Below are 26,436 nucleotides of genomic sequence, written 5' to 3' on the forward strand. Positions count from 1 at the left end.
GCGCGAGACCGGAACGGCGGGTCAGGCGGGGTTTCCCGGCTTGAGGTCCCGAACGTCCCGGAAGCCCACCTGCGGTCCGAAGCCGGTCTCGCCGGTGGCCGCCACCGGCTGCAGGAGCACGCCGACGTGGTCGCCGGTGTCGTGCCGGGACAGGATCTCGCCGACGAACCAGGCCGGGCAGTCCGTCAGCAGGGGCACGCCCCGCGGCCCGGGCCGCCAGGCGCAGCGGGCGAACTTGTCCACCTCGAAGCCGGTGTGCGAGCCGAACAACTCGGCCAGGTCCCGGCACCGCTCGTCCAGCCGGTGCACCCCGAGGTGCGTGGCGCCGGCGGCGACCTGAAACGTGTGGTTGTTCTTGGACAACCACACCATGAACCGCGACGGGGACGTGCTGCACTGCGCGGCGAAGCCCACCAGGCACCCCGCCCGGTCCCGGCCGTCGGTGGCGGTCACGACGTACATCGGGTAGTCGAGCGAGCTCATGATCGCCTCGAACCCGGGACTGGTATCGGTCATCAGCTCGTCAGGATCTGCGGGGACAGCTGCTTGAGCATCGCGTTGCTCCACTTCAGCTGGCGCAACGTCTGGGGGTGGCACCGACCGGCCAGCTTGAGCAGATCGGACTTCTTGGCCGCCTGGGCGCCCTGCGCGAGCAGTTCCCAGTCCAGCGACACCCCGGCGCACGCCCGGTGCAGCCGCCGCAGATCGGCCAGCAGCACCAGCCCGGGCTCGGGACGGTCGGACAGCAGGTCGCTCAGCGCCGTGCGCACCGGGGCGAGCGGGCCGGACCGCTCGGCGGCGGACGGTTCCAGGTCCAGGTCCCACGACCGGCCGGCCTCCGCCAGCGCCTCGACGTGCTCCCGCGACCAGCGCGCCAGGTCGCGGGCGACGTGGTGGATCTCGGGTTCGGCCGAGTGCCGGTCGGACAGCCTGAGCAGCTGCCGGGCCAGTGCGGTCTCGGACCGGTGGAGTTCGCGCAACGCGAGGCCGATCTTCATCGCACCCTCCCCAGCGCCGCCGCGGCCGTCTTGAACAGCGGCTGTTTCGACACCGGGTCCCATTCGGTGATGGTCAGCTCGTTGGCCGCACGGTGCCGCCCCGGGTCGTCGGAATCCCAGTAGCCGTAGTGGAAGGGCAGGAACAGCACGCCTTCCCGGATGCCGGCCACCCGCACCCGTGCCCGGACCGTGCCGCGCGGTGTGGTGATCTCGGCGAGGTCGCCGTCGGACAGCTCGTGCGACCGGGCGTCCGCTTCGGACACCTCGACCCACACCTCGGGGGCGGCGTCGTTCAGCTCCGGGGCGCGGCCGGTCTTCGTGCGGGTGTGGAAGTGGTACACCGTGCGGCCGGTGATCAGCGCGAACGGGTACTCCGCCGAAGGGGCCTCGTGCGGCGGCAGGTACTCGGCGGGTTTCAGCATCGCCTTGCCGTCGGGGTTCCCGGCCCGGTACTCGCCCGGCTCGGCCGGCGCGCCGGTGATCAGGTCCCGCCCGTAAGCTTCGCAGTAGTCGGGGTGGGCGAAGAACTTCCCGTCGGTGTAGAGGCGTTCGGTGCCGTCGGGGTGCTCGCTGGTGCAGGGCCACTGGATCCCGCCGCCGCCGCGCAGCTTGTCGTAGGTGAAGCCGGTGTAGTCGCACGGGCGGCCGGCGCTGGCGCGCTGCCACGCCTCGAACGCCGACTCCGCGTCGTGCCAGGACGGGAACGGGTTGCCGTCCCGGTCGCGGAAGTCCATGCGCCGCGCGTAGTCCAGGAAGATGTCCAGGTCCGGTTTGGACTGTCCGGGCGGGTCGACGGCCTTGCCGGACAGGTGCACGGTCCGGTCGGCGTTGGTGAACACGCCGGTCTTCTCGCCCCACATGGCGGCGGGCAGGACGACGTCGGCCAGTTCGGCGGTCTCGGTGCGGAACGCGTCCTGCACGACGAGGAACAACCGGTCCTGGGACAGGATCTTCCGGATCCGGCCCAGGTCCGGCAGCGACACCGCCGGGTTGGTGGCCGACACCCACAGCATCCGCAGGCTGCCGTTCTCGGCGTAGCGGAAGATCTGCATGGCGTGCGTCGGCGACGAGTAGTGCGGGATCCGCAGCGGGTCGAGGTTCCACAGCCTGGCCAGCTCGGCGACGTGGGCGTCGTTGGCCCAGTTGCGGAATCCGGGCAGGTCCCCGTCGGCGCCGCACTCGCGGGTGTTCTCGGCGGTGGGCTGGCCGTTCATCTGCAGCACGCCGCAGCCGGGTTTGCCGAGCATCCCGCGCAGCAGGGTGATGTTGTTGACCTGCACGGCCGCGGCGGTGGCCTGGTGGGACTGGTAGAAGCCCTGGAGCACCGTGCACAGCAGACGTTCGGCCCGACCGAGCAGCGCGGCGGCCGCGCGGATCCGGGAGGCGGGGACGCGGCAGATCTTCTCCGCCCATTCCGGCGTGCAGCCGGCGACGGCGGCGGCGAGCTCGTCGTAGCCGACCGTGCAGCGCTCGACGTAGTCGTGGTCGATCCGGTCGCCGGCGATGATCTCGTGCAGCAGCGCGTTCATGAGCGCGAGGTTCGTGCCCGGCATCGGCGCGAGGTGCAGGGTCGCCGCGCGCGCCACCGGCGTCTCGCGCGGGTCGACGCACAGCAGGGCCGGCGGGTTGGGCCCGGCGAGCCGGTCGAGCATGCGGGTCCACAGCACGCTCTGCGTCTCGGCCACGTTGTGCCCGAACAGCGCGATGACGTCGGCGTGGTCGACGTCGGTGTAGGAGGCGGGCTGGCCGTCGCAGCCGAAGGACGCCTTGAGGGCGGCCGCCGCGGTGGCCGTGCACAGGCGCGTGTTGCCGTCGAGGTGGTTGGTGCCGATCGCGCCGTGGGCGATCGCGGCCAGCGTGTAGTACTCCTCGCAGAACAGCTGGCCGCTGGTGTAGAACCCGATCGAGCCCGGGCCCTGTTCGCCGAGCAGTTCCCGGCTGCGGGACACGATGAGCGACATCGCCTCGTCCCAGGTCGCCTCGGCCAGTTCGCCGTCGCGCCGGACGAGCGGGGTGGTGAGCCGGTCCGGTGAGGCGTTGGCCTGCCAGCCGTAGAGGTCCTTGGTGTCCACGCGGCCGTGGTTCACCCGGTCGTCCGCGCGGCCGCGCACCCCGACGATCCGGCCGTCCTTGACCGCGAGGTCCAGTCCGTCACCGTTGGAGTGCAGTACCGCCGCGGTGGGCACCCAGCGGTCGACGTCCTCGGGCGTCAGCCCGTCGGCGAGGTGCGAGTCGACCCGCACCGGCCAGGACTCCCCCGGTCCGTAGGGCGTGCGGGCTCCCCAGGGGTCGGTGATCGCGTCACGTGTCTCCACTCGCGCCGGAGTACCCGGCGGCCGGTCGCGGAAAACTAGCCGAGCCGGTAGACGCGCTGGGCCGTGCCGCCGAACACGGCGTCCCGCTCGGCCGGGCTCAGGCCGGCCACCAGTTCCTCCGCGGCCTCCCGGACCTGGGCGTAGGAGGCCGCGAGCAGGCAGACCGGCCAGTCCGAGCCGAACATCAGCCGGTCCGGGCCGAACGCTTCGAGGGCCACCTCGGCGTAGGGGCGCAGGCCGGCGGTGGTCCACCCCGGACCGGCCTCGGTGACCAGGCCGGACAGCTTCGCCGTCACGTTGGGCAGCGCGGCCAGTTCGCGCAGGTGCGTCGCCCAGGGTTCGAGGTCGCCGGAGGCGATGGGCGGTTTGGACAGGTGGTCGAGCACGAACGACAGCTCCGGCAGGTCCCGGGCGGTCTCGATCGCCGCGGGCAGCTGGTGCGGCAGGGTGAGCAGGTCGTAGGACAGCCCCGCCCGGGCCACCGCGCGCAACCCGCGCCGGACGTCGGCGCGGGTCAGCCACCGCGGGTCGGCCTCGCCCTGCACCAGGTGCCGCACCCCGACCAGGCCGGGCAGGGTGGCCAGGACATCGGCGACGTCCGGTTTCCTGAGGTCCACCCAGCCGACCACCCCGGCGATCACGGGATCGGCCGCGGCGACGGCGAGGAAGTCCCGCGTCTCGGACACGTCGGCGAGCACCTGCACCAGGACGGAACGGTCCACCCCGGCCACCGCGTGGTAGTCGGCCGCGGTGAACGTGCGGCGGACCGGCGCCATCTCCGGACCGTCGAGCCAGTCCTGACGCCGGGCGCCGAGGTCCCACAGGTGGTGGTGCGCGTCGATCAGCACGATGCCGCCCTGTCCGACTCCGTCCACAGTGGAGCAGGGATCTCCGGTGCGGGGTACTCCGCGTTCGCGGTGACCTCCTCGGGGGTGCGGGCGCCCAGCACCACCGCGCTGACCGCCGGGTGCCGGAGGGCCTCCGCCTCGAACACAACCGGCTCGGCCGGTTCGGTCGCACCGGTCTCGACGATGCCGGCCGTCAACGGGAACACGCCGCCGGCGAGCACCACCGGCCGCTCGGCTCCGTCAGGCCCCGGTCGCTGAAGTCGCATGGTTCTCCTCACCCGGGATGCCGGTACCGCTGTCGTGCACGCGGCGCAGCCAGCGCTCGGTGGTGCACACGTGCAGGAGTGCGGCGGCCTGCGCGAGCGCGGCGTCCCGCTCGCACAGCGCCTGGTAGATCGCCTCGTGTTCGGTGATGGTCTGCTCGGCGGCACCGGCCTCGACGAGACCGCGCCAGATCCGGGCCCGCAGCGTGCGGCCGGAGATGCCCTCGATCAGCGTGGTCAGCGCCTCGTTGCCGGTCGCCGCGACGATCGCGCGGTGGAACGCCGCATCATGCCGGCTCAGCACCTCCATGTCACCGGTCGCGGCCTGCATCGCGTCGAGGTGACCGCGGATGACCTCGAGCTGCTCGTCGGTGACGCGCTGGGCGGCCAGCCCGGTGGCGACGGGTTCGAACAGCCGCCGCACCTCGGTCAGCTCCAGGAGGGTGTTGCCCTGCATCAGCTCGACGGCGAGACCGAGACCTTCGAGCAGCACCTTGGGTTCCAGGCTGGTGACGTAGGTGCCGTCGCCCCGCCGGACGTCGAGCACCCTGGCCACGGCGAGCGCTTTCACCGCCTCGCGCATCGGGGTGCGGGAGATGCCGAGCTCCGCGGCCAGCTGCGGTTCGGGCGGGAGCTTCGCGCCCGGTGGCAGCCGGCCCGACTGGATCAGCGCACGGATGCGGGCGATGGCCTCATCGGTCACGGACACCCTGCGCAGCCTAGGTCAAACATACGATGTCTGTAAATCAAACACGAGATCCACGACCACCGACCTGGACAGACAGCCCACCGTCGCCTACAAATACATATGCTGTTTGGCACCGCCGGAAGGATCTTCCCTTGCCCGAACTGATCACCGCGGTCGGCGCGGTCGATGTCCGCTTCCCCACCTCGAACGACTACCCGGCCCGCACCACCACGCCCGGCCGGCTCGGCTGCACCGACACGGAGGCGGTGGCGTGATGGGCGAGTTCGGCGGTCTGCGCGCGCTGGTGACCGGCGGCGCTTCCGGGATCGGCCTGGCGACGGCGCTGGTGCTCGCCGAGCGCGGCGCGCGGGTGGCCTGCCTCGACGTGAACCCCGCCGTGGACGGTCCGCTGACCGGTTTCCGGGCGGATGTCGCCGACGACGCCTCGGTCCGGGAGGCGGTCGAGGCCGCGGCCGCGGAGCTGGGTGGTCTCGATGTCCTGGTCAACAACGCGGGTATCGGTGCTCAGGGCACGGTCGAGGACAACCCGGACGACGAGTGGCGCCGCGTGTTCGAGGTCAACGTGTTCGGCGTGGTGCGCGTGACGCGCGCGGCGCTGCCGCACCTGAGGCGTTCGGCGCACGGGGCCATCGTGAACACCTGCTCGATCGCCGCGACCGCCGGGCTGCCGCAGCGGGCGCTGTACTCGTCGTCGAAGGGCGCGGTGGCGGCACTGACCCGCGCGATGGCCGCGGACCTGATCGAGGACGGCATCCGGGTCAACTGCGTGCACCCGGGCACCGCGGACACGCCGTGGATCGGGCGGCTGCTGGACAAGGCCGACGACCCGGTCGCCGAACGCGCCGCGCTGGAGGCCCGTCAGCCGATGGGGCGCCTGGTGTCGGCCGACGAGGTCGCCACCGCGATCGCCTACCTCGCCAGCCCGCACTCCGGCGCCACCACCGGCGCGGAACTCGCCGTCGACGGGGGGATGCAGGGGCTGCGCCTGCGCCGCTGAACCGCGCTCGGCGCCTCCCAGGAGCGGCACTGTCGAACGGCGCGCGCCGAACTCACCGTGGCCGTCCGCCGCGTGCCCGACGGCCACGCGTCCGGAAGTGCCTAGCAGCAGCGGCACCTCCGCGGCGTGGGTCGGGCCAGGTGCCCGCGGCGTGGCTGGACCAGCGCGGGCTGGTGTCGGACAACGTGTACCGGTTGCTGCGCAACACATCGTCAACGGTGAACTGATGCCCGGGCAGCGGCTGGTGGAGTACGCCGCACGGCAGGCGGCCACGCGGATGGCGCCGCGCGCGGTGCGGAAGCCGACACGGCCTTCCACGACGAGGTCCGCGCGGCCACGGGGAACCCGGCGCCGATCCGGTTCTGGCGCACGGCGCACGACGCCCGCGGCTCCGAGTCCGGCTGACGGTGCTCGCCGGTGCCCCCCGGTGAGGAGCCGCGACTGTCCTCAGGCCGCGGGCGGATCCCAGGTGAGCAGCATCCGCTCCGGGCCGCGGGTCGACAGGCCTTCCTTCCACGCGACACCCGCGTCGCCGTCGGCGAGGCGCAGGTTCGGCAGCCGGCGCAGGAGCGTGCCGAGCGAGACCTGCAGTTCCATGCGCGCCAGCGGGGCGCCCAGGCAGTGGTGCACGCCGTGCCCGAAGCCGATGTGCGAGGTGTCCTGGCGGCGCAGGTCCAGCCGGTCGGCGTCGGGGAACACCGACTCGTCCCGGTTGGCCGACGCGAGCACCGGCATGACCGCCTCCCCGGCCCGCACGAGCACCCCGCCCAGCTCGATGTCCTCGGTGGCGTAGCGGGCGATGCCGGCGCCGAGCCCGAGCGGCACGTACCGCATCAGCTCCTCGACCGCCTTCGGCACCAGGCTCAGGTCCTCCCGCAGCACGGCCAGCTGGCCGGGGTGCGTCAGCAGCGTGTAGACGAAGTTCGGGATCTGTGACGCGGTGGTCTCGTGCCCGGCGACGAGCAGCGCCATCGCGAGCATGATCAGTTCCTCTTCGGACAGACGATCCTCGTTGTCCCGCGCGGCGACCAGGCCGCTGAGGAGGTCGTCCCGCGGGGTCCGCCGCCGCTGCGCGATCAGGCCCTCCAGGTAGGACCGCATCTTCAGCGTGCAGTCCCGCACCTCGTCCGGCGTGAACTTCGTGGTGGACAGGAACGCGTCCGACCAGTACCGGAAGTCGACGCGGTCCTCGTACGGGACGCCGAGCAGCTCGCAGATCACGGTGACCGGCACCGGCAGCGCGAACGCCTCGACCAGGTCCGACGGCGGCCCCTGCGCGATCATCGCGTCGACCAGCTCGTCGGCGATCTGCCGCACCCGCGGCCGCAGCTCCTCGATCCGCCGCACGGTGAACGCCTTGGTGACCAGCCGGCGCAGGCGGCTGTGGTCCGGCGGGTCCATGCTCAGGATGCTGCCGGGCTGCGACGGTGTGGGGCGCATCCGCGGTTCGTCGTGCTCCAGGCTCGCGGCGCGGCTGAAGCGCGGGTCGCTCAGGACCACCTTGACGTCCTCGTACCGGGTGGCCAGCCAGCCGGGTTCGCCGTAGGGCAACCGGACCCGGATCAGGGGCTCGTTCGCGCGCAGGTCCGCGAACATCGGCTCCATGTCCAGCCGTTCCGGCCGGCTGAACGGGTAGCTCCGGAGTTCCGCGGTGGTCATCACCAGCTCCTCGCTACGTGAACTTTCGCCCGATTCGTTCCGGCAAGTGGTGTCCTTCCAACACCATTGGACTGATCCGATGCCGGTCCCGCAAGTCTCCGTTCGACGTAGCCGCCGGTCACGCTCCGCGCTGGAGGCCGCGTTGCCGGAGCCGATCGCGGCGCGAGCTCGCCCAGATCGCGGTGTCCGCTGGTGGCCAACGCGCCGCCGCGTCAGGGCCGGCTGCTGATCTCCCGGACGAGGTCGATCGCCTGGGCGAGGGTGCCCAGGCGGGCGTCGAGGGTGTCCCCGGCGGGGTACAGGCGCACCGTGTCCACCCCGGCGTCCCGCCAGACCTGCAAACGCTTGCGCACCATGTCCTCGGTGCCGATGAGCGTCGTGGCGAGGACCATCTCGTCGGTCACCAGCGCCGCGGCCCCGTCGCGGTCGCCCGCCTGCCACCGCTGCCGCACCTCGGCCGCGACCTCCGCCCAGCCCTGCCTGCTGTAGGCCCGGTTGTAGAAGTTCGTCGACGCCGAGCCCATCCCGCCGAGGCTGAACGCCAGCTCCTTCTTCCGGCCCGCGACCATCGCCCGCAACGCGTCCTCGTCCGGCGCGAACGCGACCTCCGCGCCCTGGCACACGTCCAGGTCCGCCCGCGACCGCCCGGCGCGGGCCAACCCCTCATCCAGATGCGAGAAGTACGCCTCCGCGGCACCTTCCGGCACGAAACTGGTGCCGAGCCAGCCGTCGGCGATTTCACCGGTCAGGCGCAGCATCGCCGGCGACAGGGTGGCCAGGTAGACCGGGATCGGGTGCTCGGCGCGCATCGACAGCCGCATCGGCACCGCGTCGCCGCCCGGCAACGGGATCCGGAACTCGTTGCCGGCGTAGGAGATCTTGCCGCCCTCGATCACGCGCCGCACGATCTCCACGGTCTCCCGCACGCGCGCCAGCGGCCGCGCGAACGGCACCCCGTGCAGCCCCTCGATCACCTGCGGCCCCGACGCGCCCAGCCCCAGCAGGAACCGCCCACCGGACAGATTGGACAGTGTGATCGCCGTCTGCGCCACCGCGACCGGCGTGCGCGTGCCGACCTGCATGATCCCCGACCCGAGCAGCATCCGCTCGGTGCGCGCCGCGAAGTAGCCCAGCGCGGACGGGGCGTCAGACCCCCACGCCTCGGCGACCCAGCACACGTCGAGGCCGAGTCTGTCCGCCTCCACCACGAAGTCCACCGCCCCGGGCGAGGACCCTTCGACCGTCGTCGCGGTGCGCATCAGGCTTCCGCGCGCTTGCGGATGCATTCGAGCGTCGCCGTCATGCCGCGTTCCAGCTCGCGCAGCCGGACGAACACGATCTTCTGCTCCTTGTCCGGCATCCGGTCGATCGCGTACGACAGGCCGGACCGTCCCGGCCCCATCTGCATCCACTGCGCCAGCTCGGTGCCGCCGTCCCGGGGCGTCAGCCGGAACCGCCAGACCGAGCTGGGGTGGTCCGGGTCCTCGACCGCCCACGCGAACACCCGGCCCGGTTCGCACTCGACGACGTGCGAGGTCGTCGACCACTCGCCCATCGCCTCGTGCCGGTTGTGCCCGACGAACCGCGCACCCACCACGGGCCCGGACGAGCCCTCGGCCCACTCGACGGACTGCAGCTCGTCGCTGAGCTCGGGCATCAGGCCGATGTCGGAGACCAGCGCCCACACCCGCTCGGGCGGGGCGTCGATCCACGTCCGCACCTCGACAGTGGGTGTGTCCGCGTAACGCGCGCCGGTCCACTCCATGACCAGAAGAGTTGCGTAATGAGACTGTCCCTGTCAAGGCGCTCGTCACGTCATCCCCGTGCCGCCGCCGCGCAGGGCCTGCACCTCGTACCCGGCGCCCGCCCGGCGGCATCGGACGGCGCCGGACGTGATGTCGGCTTTCGCCCCGACGTCGACGCCCTTGGTGGGCTCCCGGGGCCGGCCGGGCCGGCTGATCGACGCGGACGACGGCCACCACCGGCGACCGCGCGGATCCGCGGCTGGGATTGTGGGCCGAGCACCTGGGCCGCCCGGAGTCCGAAGTGGACCACGACCCGGCGGATGTGGTGGACGGCCTGCGGCGGCCGAACGCGCACGTTGAGGCGGAGCGGGAACGGCGCGGGGAGCGGCGCACCAACCGGCTCGTGCTGCTGCCCGGGGTGTCCCGCCCCACGGAACGCCCTTGCGGGGCCCACTGGTGGACGGCCGAGCCTGGCCCGCGGAGCCGCCGCGAGCTGGGCCGGACACCACAGCGGCGGATGGCCTGGGCCGTGCCCGGGCCCGGGCGCCACTGCCCGACGAAAATCGGACCGTCCCGGCGCAGGCCACCGGCCCGGCTCACACCCCTGCGCGACCGACCGGCCCAGCAAGCGCCTCCGCCACACGCAACGAAACCGGACCGCCGGCACACCATCGGACAACCGCACCCCCCAGGGCAGGAAGCCGGCCCCAGGCCCACACCCCGAGAGAAACCGGACCAGCCGGCGCACTACCGGACAGCGTGCAACCCCCGCCACAGGGAAGTCGGCCCCCAGGCAACTCCCCCAGTCACCCCGAGAGAAACCGGGCCGGCCGGCTCACCACCGGCCGGCCCGCGAAAATCCCTGCTCAGGCCGCCGGCCCGGCGGGCGCCTCCCCTGGCGTCGCCGGTCCGACGTGGATCTCGTGGCTCTCCGGCGTCGTGTCGACCGGGCCCAGCGTCCACGGCACGGTCATCACCGGGCCGTCCGGGTGGCCGGGCGTGTCGACCGTGACGGCCAGTGGCGTCTGCTGCTGGTCGGGCGAGACGGTGGTCCACGTCAGCTGCACGTGGGCCGACGAGCCGTTGCGCAGGTACAGCATCGGCGCGTCCGCGGGCGCGTCGTTGGCCACCAGCACGTCGTGCGCGCCCACGAGCCCCACCGGCACGGCCCCGGTCAGGTAGCAGGCCTCCCCCGGCTTCGCGGTGAACTGCAGGTACCCGCCGCGCGTGCCCGCGCCCGAGCCGCCGTAGACCAGGGTCGTGTCGACCTGCGTGGCCGTGCACCCCAGATCGGTCGGCTCCGCCTGTGCGGTGCCGGCGGCCACGGTCCCCAGCCCGGCCGCGGCAGCGATCACGACCCCCGTGCGGCGCAGAATCCCAGACATCGGTCTCCCCTTTCCGAGTGAGGCATTCACCTCGTTGACCCTCACCCGGAAAGACGTTCACCGTCGCCTCGGGATGCGCCCGCGTGGGATCAGTCGCACCGAAGCAACCCGGCGCCCGCCCGGACGTCACACGGAACGCTCGACCACAGCGGGCTCTCCACCACCAGCGGCACGAACATCACCACGCTCGCGACCATGCCCAGCCCGGCATAACCGGGTGCGCATTGGCGGATCACCGTCACCGTGGCCGTCGCCGGGTTCCTCAGCCTCCGCACAGCGTTCAGCGGACAGGGTGCAGGGGCGAGGAGAGGAGGACGAGATGACGCCCGAACCCGGGACGCGGGGACAGCCGGAGCACGTGGACCGGCTGCGAGCCGTGCGCGCCGAGCTGCTCGAGCTGGAAGAGCTGCTGTGCCATGGCGGCCATCCCTTCTCGCAGACGGTTTCCGACAACGCCAAGCGGCTGCCGGCCTGGCTGCGGGCGACGCGCGGTGAGCAGCGCTGGGCGGTCACGCTGGCGATCGCGCTCGCGGTGACCCTGCAGCTGGTGCTGCCGGACCGGCTCGCGTTCCGCCCGCACTGGCTGCTGCCGGCGCTGGAGATCGCGCTGGTCGCCGCGCTCATCGGGCTGAACCCGGTGCGGATCTCCCGCGACCACCCGTGGCTGCGGCCGCTGTCCACCGCGCTGATCGCGGTGATCAGCCTGGCCAACGGCTGGTCCGCGGCGCTGCTGGTGGTGGACCTGCTCGCGGCCCGTGCCGGCGAGGAGCCCGGGCCGCTGCTCGGCAGTGGCGGCGCGATCTGGCTCACGAACGTGATCGGGTTCGCCCTGTGGTACTGGGAATGGGACCGCGGCGGACCGGTCGCCCGCGCGCGAGGCGAGCGGCCGAAGCCGGACTTCCGGTTCCCCCAGATGGAGGACCCGCAGGCGTACCCGGACTGGGAACCGCACTTCCTCGACTACTTCTACCTGTCCTTCACCAATGCGACCGCGTTCAGCCCCACGGACGTCATGCCGATGTCCCGCTGGGCGAAGATGCTGATGCTGAGCCAGTCCGCGATCTCGCTCATCACCGTGGTGGTGGTCATCTCGCGGGCGGTCAGCCTGTTCCGGTGACCGGGATCAGGCCGGCACGATCGCGCACACGATGCCGCGTGCCCATCAAGCATGACCTTCGGGAGTCCCGGTGACGTCTTGAACGCGATTTCGTCGTACCGGGCCGCGCACACCGGGTGGTCGGCGAGGGGCTCCGCCGACTTTCCGGTACGCGGACCGGCGTGGTGGGCGTTAGCGTGGACGACGTGCGTGTGGCGACCTGGAACGTGAACTCCGTGAAGCAGCGGGTGCCGAGGCTGCTGCCGTGGCTGGACCAGCGGCAGCCCGACGTGGTGTGCCTGCAGGAGACCAAACTGGCCGACGACGCGTTCCGCGACCTGCTCGGCGACGAGCTCGCCCAGCGCGGCTACGAGGTGGCGCTGGCCGGGGAACCGCGGTGGAACGGGGTCGCGATCCTGTCGAAGGCCGGGCTCGAGGACGTGGTCACCGGGGTGGCCGGTGCGCCCGGCTTCCCGCACCCCGAGGCGCGCGCGGTGGCCGCGACCTGCGGCGGCGTGCGCGTGCACTCGCTGTACGTGCCGAACGGCCGCACACCCGGGTCGGAGCACTACCAGTACAAGCTGGCGTGGCTGGCGGCGTTGCGGGACGTCGTGGCGGGCGGCCCGGAGGCGGTGATGCTGTGCGGCGACATGAACATCGCCCCCACCGACGCGGACGTCTTCGACCCCGAGGCCTACGTCGGCCAGACCCACGTCACCGCCCCGGAGCGCGCCGCCCTGGCCGAGCTGACCGGTCTCGGCCTGCGGGACGTGATCCGGGATCGCTGGCCGTCCGAGCGCGTGTTCACCTACTGGGACTACCGGGCCGGCATGTTCCACCAGGACCTCGGGATGCGCATCGACCTGGTGCTGGCCTCGGCGCCGGTCGCGGGCCGGGTCGCGGCCGCCTGGGTCGACCGGCACGCGCGCAAGGTCACCGGCCCGAGCGACCACGCCCCGGTGATCGTCGACCTGGACGAGGCCCCGGACGGCGACATCGGCCCCGTCGTCCCGCCACCGTCGGCGCCGCGGGCCCGGAAGGGCCGGGTCACGCTGCCGCAGTCGAAGTAACCGCTCGGCACCACCCGCACCACGGTGCCTTCCGCGTTCGCGGCACGGAGAACGTGCCGTCGGTCGCGGAACAGTTCGAGCAGGCGTCCGCGCTCCGTGCGCTACTCACCGTCCACCAGCACCTCGTCCATCCGGGACTCGCGCCAGTCGCGCAGCAGGTCGTGGAACACGACCGGACCCTTGCCGAAGGACTGCCGCCTGCGGGGCTTGCCTTCGTTGTTGTAGTAGCCGGGCGTGCACTCCGCGAGGAACTCCTCCAGGTCGGGCGCCGTCGCCTGGATCGTGTCGACCCACGCCGACTCGGCCTCGGCACTCGGCTCCACGCGGCACGCGCCGCGCTTGCGGGCCTGCGCGACGACCTCGGCGACGTGGTGGGCCTGCTCGTCCAGGACGTGCACGAAGTTGACCGAGCTGGCGTTCTGCAGCGGCCCCAGGTGGAACAGGTTCGGGAACCCGTGGCTGTAGAAGCCGTGCAGCGTGCGCGGCCCGGTCCGCCACGACCCCAGCAGCGGCACACCGTCCCGGCCGAACACCGGCAGCCGACCGGACATCACGTCCGACCGGCCGACCTCGAACCCGGTCGCGAAGATGACGCAGTCCACTTCGTACTCCTCGTCACCGACGACGAGGGTCTTCCCGGTCATCCGCTCGACGCCGCCGTAGTCCGCGGTGTCCACCAGCGTGACGTTGGGCCGGTTGAACGTCTGCAGGTACTCGTCGCTGAACGTGGGACGCTTGCACGCGTAGCGGTACCAGGGCTTGAGCTTCTCGGCCGTGGCGGGATCCTCGACGAGCGCGTCGACGCGGGCGCGCAGCTCGTTCATCTTGCGGAAGTCGGCGATCTCCTCCTCCTCGGGCGACATCAGGACCACGTCCGTGGGCACCAGGTTGCGCAGCAGGTGCGCGCTGCCGGTCCAGGCGTCGGCGACCAGGTCCTCGTCCACCGGGTTGCCGGTGACGACGCGCAGGAAGTTCTCCCGCCGTCGCACCGCCCAGCCGGGCTCGAGCGACGCGGCCCACCCGGGGTCCGTGCGGCGGTTGCCGCGGTAGTCCACTGAGGACGGTGTGCGCTGGAAGACGTACAGGTGCTGCGCGTCGCGGCCCAGGTGGGGCACGACCTGGATGGCGGTCGCGCCGGTGCCGATGAGGGCGACGCGCTTGTCGGCCAGGCCGGTCAGGCCGCCGTTCGCGTCGCCGCCGGTGTAGCCGTAGTCCCACCGGCTGGTGTGGAAGGTGTGGCCTTCGAACGTGTCGATGCCCGGGATGCCGGGGAGCTTCGGCCGGTCGAGGGTCCCGCTGGACACGACCACGTACCGCGCGCGGATCCGGTCGCCGCGGTCGGTGCTGACCAGCCAGTCCGGGTCCTCCCAGCGCAGTTCGGTCACACCGGTCCGGAAGCAGGCGTCGCGGTAGAGGCCGTAGTGCCGGCCGATCGCCTGCGCGTGCCGGAGGATCTCCGCGCCGGGCGAGTACTTCCACTCGGGCACGTAGCCCAGCTCGTCCAGCAGCGGAAGGTACACAGAGGACTCGATGTCGCAGTGGATGCCCGGATAGCGGTTCCAGTACCACGTCCCGCCGAAGTCGCCGGCCTTCTCGATGACCCGGATGCTGTCGACGCCGGCCATCCGCAGCCGCGCGGCGGTGAGCAGACCGCCGAACCCGCCGCCGACGACCACCACCTCGACCCGGTCGTGCAGCGGATCACGGGTGAAACCGGGGGCGGCGTGCGGATCGTCGGCGTAGTAGCCGAAGCCGCCCTCCGCGCCCCGGTACTGGGCGGCACCCTCCGGCCGGACGCGGCGATCGCGTTCGGCGCGGTACCGGGCGCGCAGCGCCTCCAGGTCGAGTTCCGGATCCGTCGGCATGCGCTGAGCCCCTAGTTAAATCAAACGAGTGATTGAAGAGTAGCAGGGCGCGGTCGAGCGTTCACACACTCGGGCTGATTCCGGGAAATGCCGGGCAGATGATCATGCCCTCGGTCGTTCACGCGGGGGACCGATCACCACAATCCACCGTGCGGCAAGCAGGGGCGGAACGCTGCGTCAACCGCCCCATGCAGTTCCGCGCGATCGCCACCGCCTCGAGCAGCCGGCGGACTACGACGCCTGGGTCGCCAGGAAGTCGTCAACCAGGCGGGCGCAGAACGGCTCGTCGCTGGGGCGGCGGGTGATCAGCGCGTTGAACAGCAGCGGGCCGACGAGCCGGGACGCGGCGAAATCGGCGTCCGCACCGCCGGGGAGGCAGTCGGCCAGGACGGCGTCGAACGGGCGGCGGTAGGTGTCCACGACGTGCTCGCGCAGCGCGGTCAGCCGGCTGCGTTCGCCGTCGTCCGGCCCGGGTGGTCCGGACAGGCCGATCGTCGCCATCCAGACGAGCGCGGCCAGCGCCGGCGCCCGTTCGATCTGCTCCGCCTGCGCGAGCACCAACCGGAGCAGGCGCTGCCGCGGCGAGCCCGAGCCGGGCGGGCGCAGCGGCGGGATCAGCTCCTGGAACGCGGCCGCCAGGAGCTCGGTGCTGTTCGGGAAGTGGCGGTACAGGGTCGATCGCGCGACCCCGCTGCGTGCGGTGACCGCCTCGATCGTCACCTGCCGCACCCCGCCCTCGGCCAGCAGCTCGACGGCCGCGGAGAGGATGGCCGAGCGCGAGCGGTCCAGCCGCGGATCGCGTCGTCCGGGCGTCTGCTGCGTCGTCACCACCGGATTCTCCCTCCCGCGCCGAGAACCAGGTTCAGAACTGTCGGTACTGCTACGATACCGGCAGTTTCGTTTCCCGTCGGAGCGAGGTGGCATGCGGGTAGACGCACCGCTGGAGGTCTCGGCACTGTCCACCGGCCGCCGGGCGTGGATCGTCGGCGTGATGTGCTCCGCGGTCGGCCTGGTGATCGCGATGGTGACGATCGTGAACACCGCGTTGCCCGCGCTGGCCGCGGACACCGGGGTGAGCCAGGCGCAGCAGACCTGGATCGTCGACGTGTACACGCTGGTGCTGGCGGCGCTCGTGCTGCCGATGGGGGCGCTGGGCGACCGGTACGGGCGCCGCGGGGTGCTGATCACCGGGCTGGTGGTGTTCGCGGTCAGTTGCGCCGCTCCCCTGGCCGCCGAGGCTCCGGGCTGGCTGATCACCGCCCGGGCGCTGACCGGGCTGGGCGCGGCGATGATCATGCCGGCGACGCTGTCGATCATCAACGCGAGCTTCCCGCCGGAGCGGCGCGGCCGGGCGATCGGCGTCTGGGCGGCGGTGGCCGGGCTCGGCGGGCTGGGTGGTCTGGTGATCGCCGGACTGCTGTTGCAGCACTTCTCGTGGCATTCGGTGTTCCTCGGCCCGGCCGTGTTGTCCGTGCTGCTCGCGCTGGCGTGCGCGACGGTGCCGACGTCGCGCGAGCGGGTCCACCACCGGTTCGACGCGGTGGGCGCGGTCCTGGGCGCGCTGGCGATCGGGGCGCTGGTGTTCGGGATCCTGCGCGCGGCGGATCTGGGGTGGGGCGACGCCGAGGTCGTCGGGGCGCTGGCCGGCGGTGTGGTGCTGGGGGCGGTGTTCGCGTGGTTCGAGGCGCGGCGGACGGCGCCGTTGCTGGACGTGCGGCTGTTCCTCAACCGCGCGTTCGCCACCGGGGCGGTGTCGGTGACCGTGCAGTTCACGGCGGCGTTCGGGGCGCTGTACGCGCTGGCGCAGTACCTGCAGCTGGTGCAGGGGTACAGCCCGCTCGAGTCGGGGCTGGTGCTGTGGCCGATCGCGGTGTCGGTGCTGCCGTTGTCGCTGGTCTCGGCGATCCTGGGGCAGCGGCTGGGGTTGGGACCGGTGACGTGCGCCGGGCTCGCGGTCGTGGTGGCCGGGGTGGTGCTGCTGGGGCGGCTCGGTCCGGACAGTTCGTACCCGGCGCTGGCGATCGCGGTGTGCGTGCTGGGCGGCGGGCTGGGGCTGACCGCGCCCGCGGCCACCGGCGCGATCCTGGACAACGTGCCGCCGGACAAGTACGGCGTGGCGTCCGCGGTGAACGACGCGACGCGGGAAATCGGTGCGGCGCTGGGAATCGCGCTCGCGGGAAGCGTCCTCTCGGCGACGTACACGGGCGCCGTCCACCCCGCGACGGCCGCACTCCCGCCGGCGGCCCGCGACCTCGCGGACGGTTCGCTCGCCGGAGCGCTCGCGGTGGCCGATCGGGCCGGCCCGGCGGGACCCCGGCTGGCGGCGGCCGCGCGAACCGCGTTCGCGGACGGGATGTGGTACAGCCTGCTGGCGCTGGCGGGCATCGTCGCGGCGGGGATCGTCGCCGCGGTGCTGCTCCGGCCGCCGCGCGACCGCCCCGGCCCGACGTCCGGGTGAGCGGCGGCCCGCCGTGGACCGCCGCCCCCTCCGGAAGAACGGCTTCGGAGGAACTCAGCTTTCGTGCAGGATGACGCCCCGGATGTTGCGTCCGGCGTGCATGTCGGCGTACGCCTGGTTGATCTCGTCCAGCGAGTAGGTGGTCGTGACGAGTTCGTCCAGCTTCAGGGTGCCCGCGCGGTACATCCGCGCCAGCCGGGTGATCTCGTACGACGGCGTGCCCATCCCGAAGATCACCCCCTGGATCCGCTTCTGCATCATCGACAGCGCCCACAGGTTGATCGGCAGGCCCTCGTCCTTCACGTCGCCGATCCCGGTGACCACCACGGTCCCGAACTTGCCGATCGCGTTCACCGCCTGCGCCACGTGGTCGCCGGTGGTGATACCGACCGTCACGATCGCCGAGTTCGCGCCCTGCCCGTTGGTCACCGAGCGCGCGAAGTCCGCCGCCTCGTCGATCCCGGCGAACGCGTGCGTCGCGCCCAGTTCCAGCGCCTTCTCGCGCTTGAAGGCCACCGGGTCGACCGCGACGACGTTCGCCGCGCCGCGGGCCCGCGCCCCCTGCACCGCGTTGATGCCCACACCGCCGACACCCATCACGATGATCGTGTCGCCCGCCGACACCTCCGCCGCGTACTCGGCCGAACCCCACCCCGTCGGCACCCCGCACGACAGCAGCGCGGCGACGTGGAACGGGATGTCCCGGTCGATCTTCGTCAGGGAGAACTCGGGCACGATCGCGTGCTGCGCGAACGTGCCGACCATCGTCATCTGCGCCACGTCGGCGCCGTTGTGGTGCGCCCGGTACGTGCCGTCGGCCATGCAGCCGCTCAGCGCGTACATGCCCAGGTCGCAGAGGTTGCCCCGCCCCGACGAGCAGGCCTCGCACCGCCCGCAGGACGGCACGAACTGCGCCACCACGTGGTCCCCGACCGCGAGGTTGCGCACGCCCGGCCCGACCGCCTCGACGACACCCGCGCCCTCGTGCCCGCCGATGAGCGGCAGGTGCGGTGTCGGCATGTCACCGGTCGTCGCGTGGTCGTCGGAGTGGCACAGGCCGGCCGCGTGGAACCGGACGCGCACCTCGTGGTCCGACGGCTCGTCCAGATCGATGTCCACGATCTGCCATTTGCCCGGCTGTTCGAGCAGCGCGGCCGCCCGGGTTCGCATCATCGCCCACCTTCCACCGATCCAACGCCGACCGGCCGAAGGTAGAACGAGTTCTAGTTCGAGTCAAGCCCGCCGGTCGCCGCTCCGGCGGGAACCGGAGCGGCGAGCACGTCAGTCGTCCATGTCGACGTCGCCGTCGGCATCCCGCCGGGGGCGCTTCGCCGGGCGGCCGTCCGGCGTCAGCGGCGTGAGCGGGGAGTCCGGTGTGGACGGACCGGCGTTCGACGGTCCCGGCTGCGGTCCCTGGATCTTCTGCCACGAGTGCCACGGCCCGCCCTGCTCCTTGAACTCGGGGTCGTCGCGGTCCCAGTACGCGCGCCTCCCGTGGTTGTCCGGTCCCGGGCTTTCGTAGCGCTCCTCCGACGACCCGCTCGCGTTCGACCGGCCGCGGTCCTCGATGCCGTGGTAGGTGCTCGTCTCCTTGTTGTGCTCGAGGTTGTCGTCCCGGGTGCTTTCCTTGCCGCCGTGGTGGTTCCAGTGCGTGCTGGCCGAGGGTTCGTGGCCGAGCACGCCCTTGCCGTGGCCCTTGATCTCGTTCTGGGGAAGGCCGGTGTAGGAGCCGCCGGGCTCCTTGGTGTCGAAGCGCCGGTTCGGGTCCATCAGCCAGTCCTTGAGGTCCTTGCCCTCAATCTTTTTGCCGGTCCTGGGGTCGATCGGGATGGGCGACTTGGCCGCTTCCTCCCACAGCGGGAGCATCTTGCTGTAGTCGTGGCTGGGATTGACGTAACCGGCCGCTTCGCGCCGGTTGTACTTGTAGACCTTCTCGCCCTTCTTGTTGAAGACGGGCTTTCCGGCCTTGTCCGTCTTCTGGGCGCCGTACTTCCCGGCCGGCGACAACTGCTGGTACAGGCTGCCGCCCGGCGAGTTCTTCGTCACCGGCGTCGCCGGGACGTTGGTGTTGACGGTGAGGTTCGGCTTCTTCCGCTTCCCCGTGGTCGTGCTCTGCTGCTTGGTGCCGTTCTTGCAGCTGCCCGGCGCGAGCCCGAGCGGGTCGGCCCATGTGTGCGGGTTGCTCACGTACGCGTAGTGGTTCGGGCCGGCCTGCAGCCCGAGCGGGTCGGGGCTGAGGTACCGCCCGAGCGCCGGGTCGTAGTAGCGGTGGAAGTTGTAGTGCAGCCCGGTCTCGGCGTCGAAGTACTGGCCCTGGTACCGCAGCGGCGTGTCCACCGGGGCCGCGGCGCGCTCGACCACCGCGCCGAACACGCTCGTGCGCGCGAACCACGCGACCGCGCCCTGGTCGGTGACCAGTTCCGCGGGTGCGCCCGACGGCTCGGTGACGATGGCGTGGAACTGCTCGTCGACCCACTCCTGGGGCGACCGCGGCACGCGCTCGCGCTGGATCAGCGGGTGGAAGGTGTCCGGTTCGTAGTCCCACACCGTGACGCGCGTGCCGTCCGGGGCGGAGCGCGCCTGTTCGACGAGCACCTGGCCGTCCCAGGTGAAGTCGACCCGCTCGAGCAGCTGGACGCCGTCGGCGGCGAAGTGCTCCTTGGCGGTCCGCCGCCCCAGTGGGTCGTAGGAGTAGCGCCACGAGGTGCCGTCCGGGACGCGCACCCCGGCGAGCCGGCCGCGCGGGTCCCACTGGAACTGCCACACCAGCCCGCCGCGCTCACGCAGTACGACGCGACCCTGCGTGTCGTAGGTGTAGCGCGCCTGACCGGCCGCGGTGACCGCCGGGCCGGTGACCGCGCGGGGCCCGACGACGTCCGGCTCCGTCCGGGTCGGCCACACGGCCTCGGTGACGTTGCCCGCCGGGTCGTAGGCGTAGCGCTCGGTCCACCGCGGCGACCGCACCCCGGTGATCCGGCCACGGCTGTCCAGCGCGAACGCTCGTGGCCCGGTGAGCTGGTCCTGGATCGCGGTGAGCGGCCCGTCCGGCCGGTAGGTGTAGGCGCGCTGCTGGACCGGCTGCCCGGCCGGGCCGGTGATGGTCTGCGCGGCGACCGCGCCGCCGGGCGTCCACGTCTGGCTGATCGCCGCGCCGCTGTCCAGCTCGCGGCGCACCTCCCGGCCGGCCAGGTCGTGCGCGAACCGCAGGCGGCGCCCGCCGGCGTGCACGGCGACCGGCTGGTCGTTGCCGTCGTACTCCCACACGCTCTCCGCGCCCGAGGGCGTGGCGCGCCGCACGCGGCGCCCCTGGGCGTCGTAGGAGGAGCGGACGGTGCGGCCGTTGATCGTCTCGGCGACGACCCGCCCGGCCGCGTCCCGCTCGAACGTGATCCGGCTCGTGCCGTCATCGGCGGAGGTCACCCAGCCCAGCGCGCTGTAGGTGTAGCGGGTGGTGACACCGGCGGTGGTCTCCTCCACCACGTTGCCGGCCGCGTCGTAGCGCCGCGTCGTGACCTGCCCCGACGGGTCCGTGCGCTCGACCATCCGGCCCGCGGCGTCGTAGGCGTAGCGCGTGGTCAGACCCCCGAAATCGGTCTCCCGCACCAGGTTCCCGGCCGCGTCGTAGTCGTAGCGCCAGACCAGGCCCTGCTCGTTGGTGACCGCGACCAGCCGGGTTTCGGTGTCGTAGGCGAACTCGACGCGGCTGCCGTCCGGACGGATCTCCGCCGACGGCAGGTCGAAGTGGGTGACCTCGGCCCGGGTGACCCCGGCGACCGCGTCGGTGTGGGACCGGTTGTTGCCCTCGCCGTCGTAGACCCACTGCTCGAGCGCGCCGTCGGCGTGCCGGTGCCAGGCCAGCCGGCCGTCCACGGTGTAGCCGAAGCGTTCCACCGCGCCGAGCGGGTCGGTCACGGCGACGACCCGGCCGAAGCGGTCCCGCTCGTAGCGGGTCACGGCGCCGCGCGGGTCGGTCACGGCCACCGGCAGGCCGCCGTCGTCGTACCGGATCGACTGCGTGTTGCCCAGGGCGTCGGTGACGGCCGCGACGTTGCCGCGCTCGTCGTAGGCGTACGTCGTCGTCGCGCCGTCGGGCTCGGTCACGCGGATCAGGCGCCCGGCTTCGTCGTACTCCCAGCGCGTGACGACGCCCGGAGCCTCCGACATCGTGACCGGAAGCCCCGCACCGTCGCGTTCGAACGAGATCTCCACACCGTCCGGTGTGGACAGGGTGAGCAGGTTGCCGTCGTCGTCGTAGGTGTGCCGCGTGGTGTGGCCGAGCGGGTCGGTCGTGGCCACCAGCCGGTCCGCGGCGTCGTACTCCCACGACGTGGTGTGGCCGAGCGGGTCGACCTCGCGGACGACGCGGCCGGTCTCGCTCAGGTGGTAGGCGGTGACGTGGCCCAGGGAGTCGGTGGAGTAGGTGACCCGGTTCTCGGTGTCGTACTCCATCGTCCCGGTGAGGAACCCGCCCGCGCCCTCCGTGCGCACCACGCGGCCCGCGGAGTCGTAGACGTAGCGGTACCACTCGCCGTTGCGGTCGGTCCAGGACACGATCCGGCCCGCCGCGTCGTACTCGAAGCGCATCGGGCGGCCGGAGGCGTTGATCACCTCGGTGAGGCGCCCGCCGGTGTAGCCGTAGCGGACGAGGCCGACCTCGCTGCCGTCGGCGGCCACCGAGACGAGTGCCGTGACCAGCCCGTCGGACGACTCCACCCGCACGCGGTAGCCGGCGCTGTGCCGGATCTCGGTGGGCACCCCGTGGTCGTCGAAGGCGTAGGAGATGCGGTGGCCGTCGCGGTCGGTCTCCGACGTCAGCGGCAGCACCGAGCCGCCGGGCGCGAAGTACAGCAGCCGGTCGGTCGCCCGGTCGCCGAGCAGGTACCCGCCGTCGTCGGCGCGGGTGAGCTGCCGGTTCGGGCCCGCGGAGGCGGGCACCCAGGTGCCGGCCTCCGGGTGCGGGAAGAGCTGCAGGGTGCCGTCGGAGGCGGCGAAGCTCACGCCCCCGTCGTGCACCTCGAGTCGCTGGTCCACAGTGGACACCCAGGCGGTGCCCAGCGCGCGGCCCGCGCGGAAGGACGAGAAGTGCGAGCGCTGGAACACCAGGGGCAGCGCACCGAGGAACTCGAAGTCGGTCTCCGTCATGACCATCTGGCCGGTCGCGACGTCGATGGGGTCCTTGCAGTCGACGATGTCGTCGAGCGAGCGCGGGTTGCTGCCCTGGTCCTTCAGCTTCGGCGGCTCCTGCACCTTGGGCGCGCTCTTCGGGGTGCCCCCGGCCGACGACGGTGTGGTGACCTCGTTCAGCCGCGGCGGCGGGGCGACCTTGTCCGCATCCGGCGCGGGCGGCGGCTTCGGGTTCCCGCCCGGCGCGCCACCGTCCAGTTTGGGCGGTGGTGCGACCTTGTCCACGTCCGGGGCGGAGGAGGCTTTCGTGGTGTCGCCCGGGGTGTCGTTCAGCTTGGGCGGCGGGGCGACCTTGTCCGCGTCGGGCGGCGCGCTCTTGGGCGTGCTGGACGGGATCGTGCCGCCGCCCTTGCCCGCCATCGGGTCGACGTTCTTCGCGCCGGCCGGCAGGCTGTCCGGCTTGGCCGGGGTCGGCAGCTTGCCCGACTTGATCTTGGCCAGGGTGCCTGCGGTGTCGGTGAACACGCCGCCGGCCTTCTTCAGCAGCTGCGACAGCGCCTTGAGCGCCTTGGTCAGGCGCCCGACGAGGTCGGCGATGCGGGCGGCGGTCTTGGCGACTTCGCTGATCACCTGCGGAACGACCCAGGCCAGCGCGATGCCCAGCGTCGCGATCACCTGCAACGCCCAGGAGATCATGTGGCCGACGACCTCGGCGATGATGTCGCGCACCAGCGTGCGCACGGCGGCCACCACCGTGCCCGCCGTCTCGATGCCGCTGGCGGTGCCGCTGCTCGCCTCCTGCGCGGCGCCGAGCAGGTCGCCCACGTCCTTGGCCTGCTGCCGGTAGGCGTCCGCGGACGGCCCGCTCCACCCGGTCAGGTCGGTGTTGACCTGGTTGGCCAGGTCGGTGCCGATCTCGCCCAGCTCGGCGGCGATGTTGTGCCACGTGTCCGCGTGTGCCTTGACCGCGTCCGGGTTGCCGGCGAGCGCGTCGAGGGCGTCCTTGAGCGGGCCGACGTGCTCGATCAGCCAGCCGACACCGGCGGCGAAGATCGAGCCGAACGGGTCGAGGACGAACCCGAGCGCGTCCAGGCCGGCTGCGGCGGCCCCGAGCGCGCCGGACGCCCAATCACCGCTCTCGATGGACTGCCGGAGATCGCGGGCGCCCTCCAGGAGGGAGATCCCCGAGATCGCGGTCGTCGAGCTCTGCTCCTGCGCGACCAGGGGGTTCACCACGGGTTGTTCTCCTCGTCGTCGGCGGAGGACGCCGGCCGCTCACCGGGCGGTTCCTCGGCGTCCGCGGAACCGTCGTCGTCGGCGTCCGGGTCCGGGAAGCGGCTGCGCAGGTTGTCGACCAGCATCGAGCGGGTCTGCGGGTCCTCGTCGCCGACCTCCTCGGCCATCACCTCGGCGACCCGGCTCGCGATGCCCGCCTGCGCCCGCCGCATGGTGGTGAGGATCTGCGCGGACAGCTCGTCCAGCGGCATGGTGCGGGCCCGCCCGGACAGGTCCAGGCCGGTCACGCTGCCGTCGGCGCGCACCGTGACCCGCACCGACCCGTCGGTGTTGGCCGAGGTCAGCCGGATCTCCTCGGTGCGCTGCTGCGCGGCGCGGTAGCGCTCCGCCTTGGCCGCCAGGCCCTGCGCCCACGCGTCGACGCGCGCGGCAGCCTCGTCCGGGTCGCGCATCGCCTCGCCCAGTCCCGCGGTCATTCGGACACCACCGTGCTCACGCGCGCGGTGACCGGGGTGGCCTCCCGCAGCTGCCGCTGGAACGGCTCGGCGTTGGTGCGGTCCTGTTCCTCGTAACCGGTGGCGGCGGTGCGGACGTTGCCGGCAGTGGTCCGCATGCCTTCGACGGCGGCCTTGAGCGCGTCGACCGCGTCGCCCTGCGTCGTCGCGTTGACGATCGGCGGCAGGAACGCGCAGAGCAGACCGTAGGCGGAGTCGTCCATGACGACGGTGTTCGCGGCGTCGACGACGGTACCGAGCCGGTCGGTCAGGCCGTCCAGGTGGCTCGCGTGCGTGCGCAGCTCGCCGGGATTGACTTCGTAGGACATGCGCGGCTACTTCTTCTCTTCCTTCTTGGTCTTCTTCCAGTCACCGATGACCGGCGGTGCGACGACGTCGCCGCCCTCGAACAGGTCCGGGTCGCCCTCGATGTAGTCGGCGATGCGGTGTTCCTTGTCGTCCTCGCCCTTGCCCTTGCCGCCGTGCGGGGCCATGCCCGCGGCCGGCGTGCCGCTGCGCCCGGTCGCGCCCGGAGCTCCCGCCGCGCCGCGCGCGGCGGCGGCTTCCTCCGTGGCCGCGGCCGCTGCGCCCGAGCTCGCACCACCGGCCAGCCGGCCCGCGTTCGTGCCGGCGCCGCCGAGCGCTCCGCCACCGGCGGATCCGAGGCCCTTGATCCCGGTGGCTCCGATCGGACCCCCGGCGCCGCCCAGGCCCTTGGCGCCGCTCCCGGTGCCGCCGCCGAGCGGGGCACCGGTGCCGCCGAGGTTGTCCAGCCCGCTCAACGGGTTCCCGGCCGGGGTGGCGCCACCACCGAGACGGCTGGCGATGCTGTCGCCGTTGATCCCGCCCGAGTACCCGATGGTGGGCACCCGCGGTGTCGACCCGGCGGACGGATCGACCGCCGAGGAGGCGACCGTGGAATCCGGGATGTCGAGCTTGGGCACCGACGCGTGGTTCTCCAGCGATCCGCCCCCGTAGCTCACCGGCGACCCGGCCGGGTAGTCCACATCGGACAGCGGTGGCGCGGAAAATCCGCCGCCCGGCGCCGATCCGGAACCGGCCGGGCCGTAACCGGCCAGGGCCGGCCCGTCGGCGCCGGACCCGGTGCCACCGAGGCCGGGCACCGGGCCGCCCCGGGGCAGCGCGGCGGCGTCCAGGTTCGCCGCGAGCGGCGGCACCGCGCCGACTCCGGCGCCGGCGCCGGCGGCCGTCCGGTCGAGGGCGGGGCTGGCCGGGGTGGTCGCCGAGCGCAGGGCAGCCTGGGCGGCGCCGGCCTCGGTCGCCGGGATCCGCGCCGAGGCCGGGACGGTCTGGTCGGCCGGCAGAGCCGCGGTGCGGGCGGTGAGTCCGTTCAGCGTCGGCGGAGCCGGGAACGCGGGCGTGATGGTGGCACCGGCGACGGTTTCGTCGTACTGGGTCATGATCCGCGCGGCCTGCTGGCGGGCGGCCTCCTGCTGCTGCACCGCCTGCTGGTCGAGCTGCGCCTGCTGGGCGTAGACGACCGGGTCGGTGATCGTCTGCAGGTGCGCGTTGGCGGCCTGCACGTCGAACCGCACCGGCGGGTTGGCCGCCATCTGCTTCTGGGTCTCGTTGAGGGCCTGCGAGTGGATCTCCTGCTGGCGGCCGGTGAGCGTGGCGCCCTTGGCCGTCGTGCCGAGCCACTTGCCGACGTCGGCGAGGTGCTGTCGCGCGGCGTCACCGCCCTCGCCCTGCCAGTCGGCGACGCTGTCGTTGATGGCGTCGGCGAGGTTGCGCTGGTGCTCGGAGAGCTCCTTGCCCAGCCGCACCCACTCCTCCGAGGTGACCGCGACGGCGGCCGAGTCGGCGTTGGTGGTGATGGCCTGCAGCATCTGCTCGTGGGTGGCGTTGTCCCAGAGCGAGCTGGGCGGGGTGCCGTGGTCGCGGATCTCCACCCCGTCGTCGGCGCTGTCGCGCACCGCGACGATCCGCTGCTCGTAGCGGCGCTGGATGGTCTCGTCGCGCAGCAGCGGGGTGACCACGTCACCGAGCCAGCCCTTCGCGATCTCCTCGTCGACCTCGCGGGTGACCTGCGCGCGGATGTCGTCGCCCGAAGTGTGGTCGTGGCCGATGGGGCCGATGTAGTAGGGCGAGTTCGGGTCCGCGGTGACGTCCTGCAGTCCGCCGCCGACGTCGGACAGCTCCACGATCGTTCT

At 72.7% G+C, this 26,436-nt stretch carries 23 protein-coding genes; 5 read left to right on the plus strand and 18 right to left on the minus strand.

Annotated elements, in window-relative coordinates; genetic code table 11:
* Window positions 1-21 precede the first annotated feature (21 nt).
* Genes FB470_RS35230 through FB470_RS35255 form a run of 6 tightly spaced genes read right to left on the minus strand, consistent with a single transcriptional unit; the run spans window position 22 to window position 5,133 of the window.
* The gene (locus FB470_RS35230; protein ID WP_306998810.1) at window positions 22-516 is read right to left on the minus strand and encodes a flavin reductase family protein; all 495 of its coding nucleotides are present in this window, start codon (window positions 514-516) and stop codon (window positions 22-24) included.
* Window positions 516-998 (minus strand): hypothetical protein, encoded by a 483-nt coding sequence (locus FB470_RS35235; RefSeq protein ID WP_306998812.1) that lies wholly within the window; start codon window positions 996-998, stop codon window positions 516-518. The genes FB470_RS35230 and FB470_RS35235 overlap by 1 nt, the downstream gene beginning before the upstream one ends.
* Entirely contained in the window at window positions 995-3,313 is a 2,319-nt protein-coding gene (locus tag FB470_RS35240; RefSeq protein ID WP_306998814.1) for a molybdopterin oxidoreductase family protein, read from the minus strand. Before FB470_RS35240 ends, FB470_RS35235 begins: the two co-directional genes overlap by 4 nt.
* A gap of 35 nt (window positions 3,314-3,348) precedes the next feature.
* Window positions 3,349-4,158, minus strand: a complete 810-nt coding sequence (locus tag FB470_RS35245) for an amidohydrolase family protein (RefSeq protein ID WP_370876725.1) — start codon at window positions 4,156-4,158, stop codon at window positions 3,349-3,351.
* Complete coding sequence (locus FB470_RS35250; protein ID WP_306998817.1) at window positions 4,155-4,427, minus strand: hypothetical protein; 273 nt, start codon at window positions 4,425-4,427, stop codon at window positions 4,155-4,157. The genes FB470_RS35245 and FB470_RS35250 overlap by 4 nt, the downstream gene beginning before the upstream one ends.
* Entirely contained in the window at window positions 4,402-5,133 is a 732-nt protein-coding gene (locus FB470_RS35255) for a FadR/GntR family transcriptional regulator (RefSeq protein WP_306998819.1), read from the minus strand. The genes FB470_RS35250 and FB470_RS35255 overlap by 26 nt, the downstream gene beginning before the upstream one ends.
* Before the next feature lie 131 nt (window positions 5,134-5,264).
* Here FB470_RS35255 and FB470_RS35260 point away from each other — a divergent pair, with 131 nt between their 5' ends.
* Complete coding sequence (locus FB470_RS35260; RefSeq protein WP_306998821.1) at window positions 5,265-5,387, plus strand: hypothetical protein; 123 nt, start codon at window positions 5,265-5,267, stop codon at window positions 5,385-5,387.
* Complete coding sequence (locus tag FB470_RS35265; protein WP_306998824.1) at window positions 5,387-6,130, plus strand: SDR family NAD(P)-dependent oxidoreductase; 744 nt, start codon at window positions 5,387-5,389, stop codon at window positions 6,128-6,130. The genes FB470_RS35260 and FB470_RS35265 overlap by 1 nt, the downstream gene beginning before the upstream one ends.
* Before the next feature lie 447 nt (window positions 6,131-6,577).
* On the opposite strand, the gene FB470_RS35270 is transcribed toward FB470_RS35265, so the two are convergent.
* The 5 genes from FB470_RS35270 to FB470_RS35290 form a co-directional block, all read right to left on the minus strand.
* Window positions 6,578-7,789: a cytochrome P450 gene (locus FB470_RS35270; RefSeq protein WP_306998826.1), complete on the minus strand. Its 1,212-nt coding sequence runs from the start codon at window positions 7,787-7,789 to the stop codon at window positions 6,578-6,580.
* A gap of 212 nt (window positions 7,790-8,001) precedes the next feature.
* Window positions 8,002-9,048 (minus strand): LLM class flavin-dependent oxidoreductase, encoded by a 1,047-nt coding sequence (locus FB470_RS35275; protein WP_306998828.1) that lies wholly within the window; start codon window positions 9,046-9,048, stop codon window positions 8,002-8,004.
* Window positions 9,048-9,554 (minus strand): SRPBCC family protein, encoded by a 507-nt coding sequence (locus FB470_RS35280; RefSeq protein ID WP_306998830.1) that lies wholly within the window; start codon window positions 9,552-9,554, stop codon window positions 9,048-9,050. The genes FB470_RS35275 and FB470_RS35280 overlap by 1 nt, the downstream gene beginning before the upstream one ends.
* Window positions 9,555-10,400: 846 nt before the next feature.
* Window positions 10,401-10,919 carry a DUF4232 domain-containing protein gene (locus FB470_RS35285; protein ID WP_306998832.1) on the minus strand — a complete coding sequence of 173 codons (519 nt, stop codon included), beginning with the start codon at window positions 10,917-10,919 and terminating at the stop codon, window positions 10,401-10,403.
* Window positions 10,920-11,008: 89 nt separating this feature from the next.
* Window positions 11,009-11,194, minus strand: coding sequence for a hypothetical protein (locus FB470_RS35290; protein ID WP_306998834.1), 186 nt, complete (start codon window positions 11,192-11,194; stop codon window positions 11,009-11,011).
* Window positions 11,195-11,238: 44 nt separating this feature from the next.
* On the opposite strand from FB470_RS35290, the gene FB470_RS35295 reads away from it, so the two are divergent.
* Both FB470_RS35295 and FB470_RS35300 read left to right on the plus strand, forming a co-directional pair.
* On the plus strand, window positions 11,239-12,036 hold the full coding sequence (locus FB470_RS35295; protein ID WP_306998836.1) for a hypothetical protein: 798 nt from the start codon (window positions 11,239-11,241) through the stop codon (window positions 12,034-12,036).
* A 176-nt stretch (window positions 12,037-12,212) separates the two neighbouring features.
* A complete protein-coding gene (locus FB470_RS35300) occupies window positions 12,213-13,085 on the plus strand; it encodes an exodeoxyribonuclease III (protein ID WP_306998838.1) in 873 nt (290 codons plus the stop codon).
* Between the two features lie 101 nt (window positions 13,086-13,186).
* Here the strand turns inward: FB470_RS35300 and FB470_RS35305 are convergent, their stop codons facing one another.
* Together FB470_RS35305 and FB470_RS35310 are read right to left on the minus strand one after the other, a co-directional pair.
* Window positions 13,187-14,950 carry a flavin-containing monooxygenase gene (locus FB470_RS35305; protein ID WP_306998839.1) on the minus strand — a complete coding sequence of 588 codons (1,764 nt, stop codon included), beginning with the start codon at window positions 14,948-14,950 and terminating at the stop codon, window positions 13,187-13,189.
* Between the two features lie 231 nt (window positions 14,951-15,181).
* On the minus strand, window positions 15,182-15,778 hold the full coding sequence (locus FB470_RS35310) for a TetR/AcrR family transcriptional regulator (RefSeq protein ID WP_306998841.1): 597 nt from the start codon (window positions 15,776-15,778) through the stop codon (window positions 15,182-15,184).
* A 94-nt stretch (window positions 15,779-15,872) separates the two neighbouring features.
* Between FB470_RS35310 and FB470_RS35315 the strand changes: the two genes are divergently transcribed.
* Window positions 15,873-17,408, plus strand: coding sequence for an MFS transporter (locus tag FB470_RS35315; RefSeq protein WP_306998842.1), 1,536 nt, complete (start codon window positions 15,873-15,875; stop codon window positions 17,406-17,408).
* Window positions 17,409-17,462: 54 nt separating this feature from the next.
* Here FB470_RS35315 and FB470_RS35320 read toward each other — a convergent pair whose 3' ends face one another.
* The 5 genes from FB470_RS35320 to FB470_RS35340 form a co-directional block, all read right to left on the minus strand.
* Window positions 17,463-18,581, minus strand: coding sequence for an NDMA-dependent alcohol dehydrogenase (locus tag FB470_RS35320; RefSeq protein ID WP_306998844.1), 1,119 nt, complete (start codon window positions 18,579-18,581; stop codon window positions 17,463-17,465).
* Window positions 18,582-18,689: 108 nt separating this feature from the next.
* A complete protein-coding gene (locus FB470_RS35325; RefSeq protein WP_306998847.1) occupies window positions 18,690-23,768 on the minus strand; it encodes an RHS repeat-associated core domain-containing protein in 5,079 nt (1,692 codons plus the stop codon).
* A complete protein-coding gene (locus FB470_RS35330; protein ID WP_306998850.1) occupies window positions 23,762-24,244 on the minus strand; it encodes a YbaB/EbfC family nucleoid-associated protein in 483 nt (160 codons plus the stop codon). Before FB470_RS35330 ends, FB470_RS35325 begins: the two co-directional genes overlap by 7 nt.
* The gene (locus FB470_RS35335; protein WP_306998852.1) at window positions 24,241-24,591 is read right to left on the minus strand and encodes a type VII secretion target; all 351 of its coding nucleotides are present in this window, start codon (window positions 24,589-24,591) and stop codon (window positions 24,241-24,243) included. The genes FB470_RS35330 and FB470_RS35335 overlap by 4 nt, the downstream gene beginning before the upstream one ends.
* A 6-nt stretch (window positions 24,592-24,597) precedes the next feature.
* On the minus strand, window positions 24,598-26,427 hold the full coding sequence (locus FB470_RS35340) for a hypothetical protein (protein WP_306998854.1): 1,830 nt from the start codon (window positions 26,425-26,427) through the stop codon (window positions 24,598-24,600).
* Window positions 26,428-26,436 lie beyond the last annotated feature (9 nt).

The sequence above is a fragment of the Amycolatopsis thermophila genome (genome assembly GCF_030814215.1).
Lineage (GTDB): Bacteria > Actinomycetota > Actinomycetes > Mycobacteriales > Pseudonocardiaceae > Amycolatopsis_E > Amycolatopsis_E thermophila.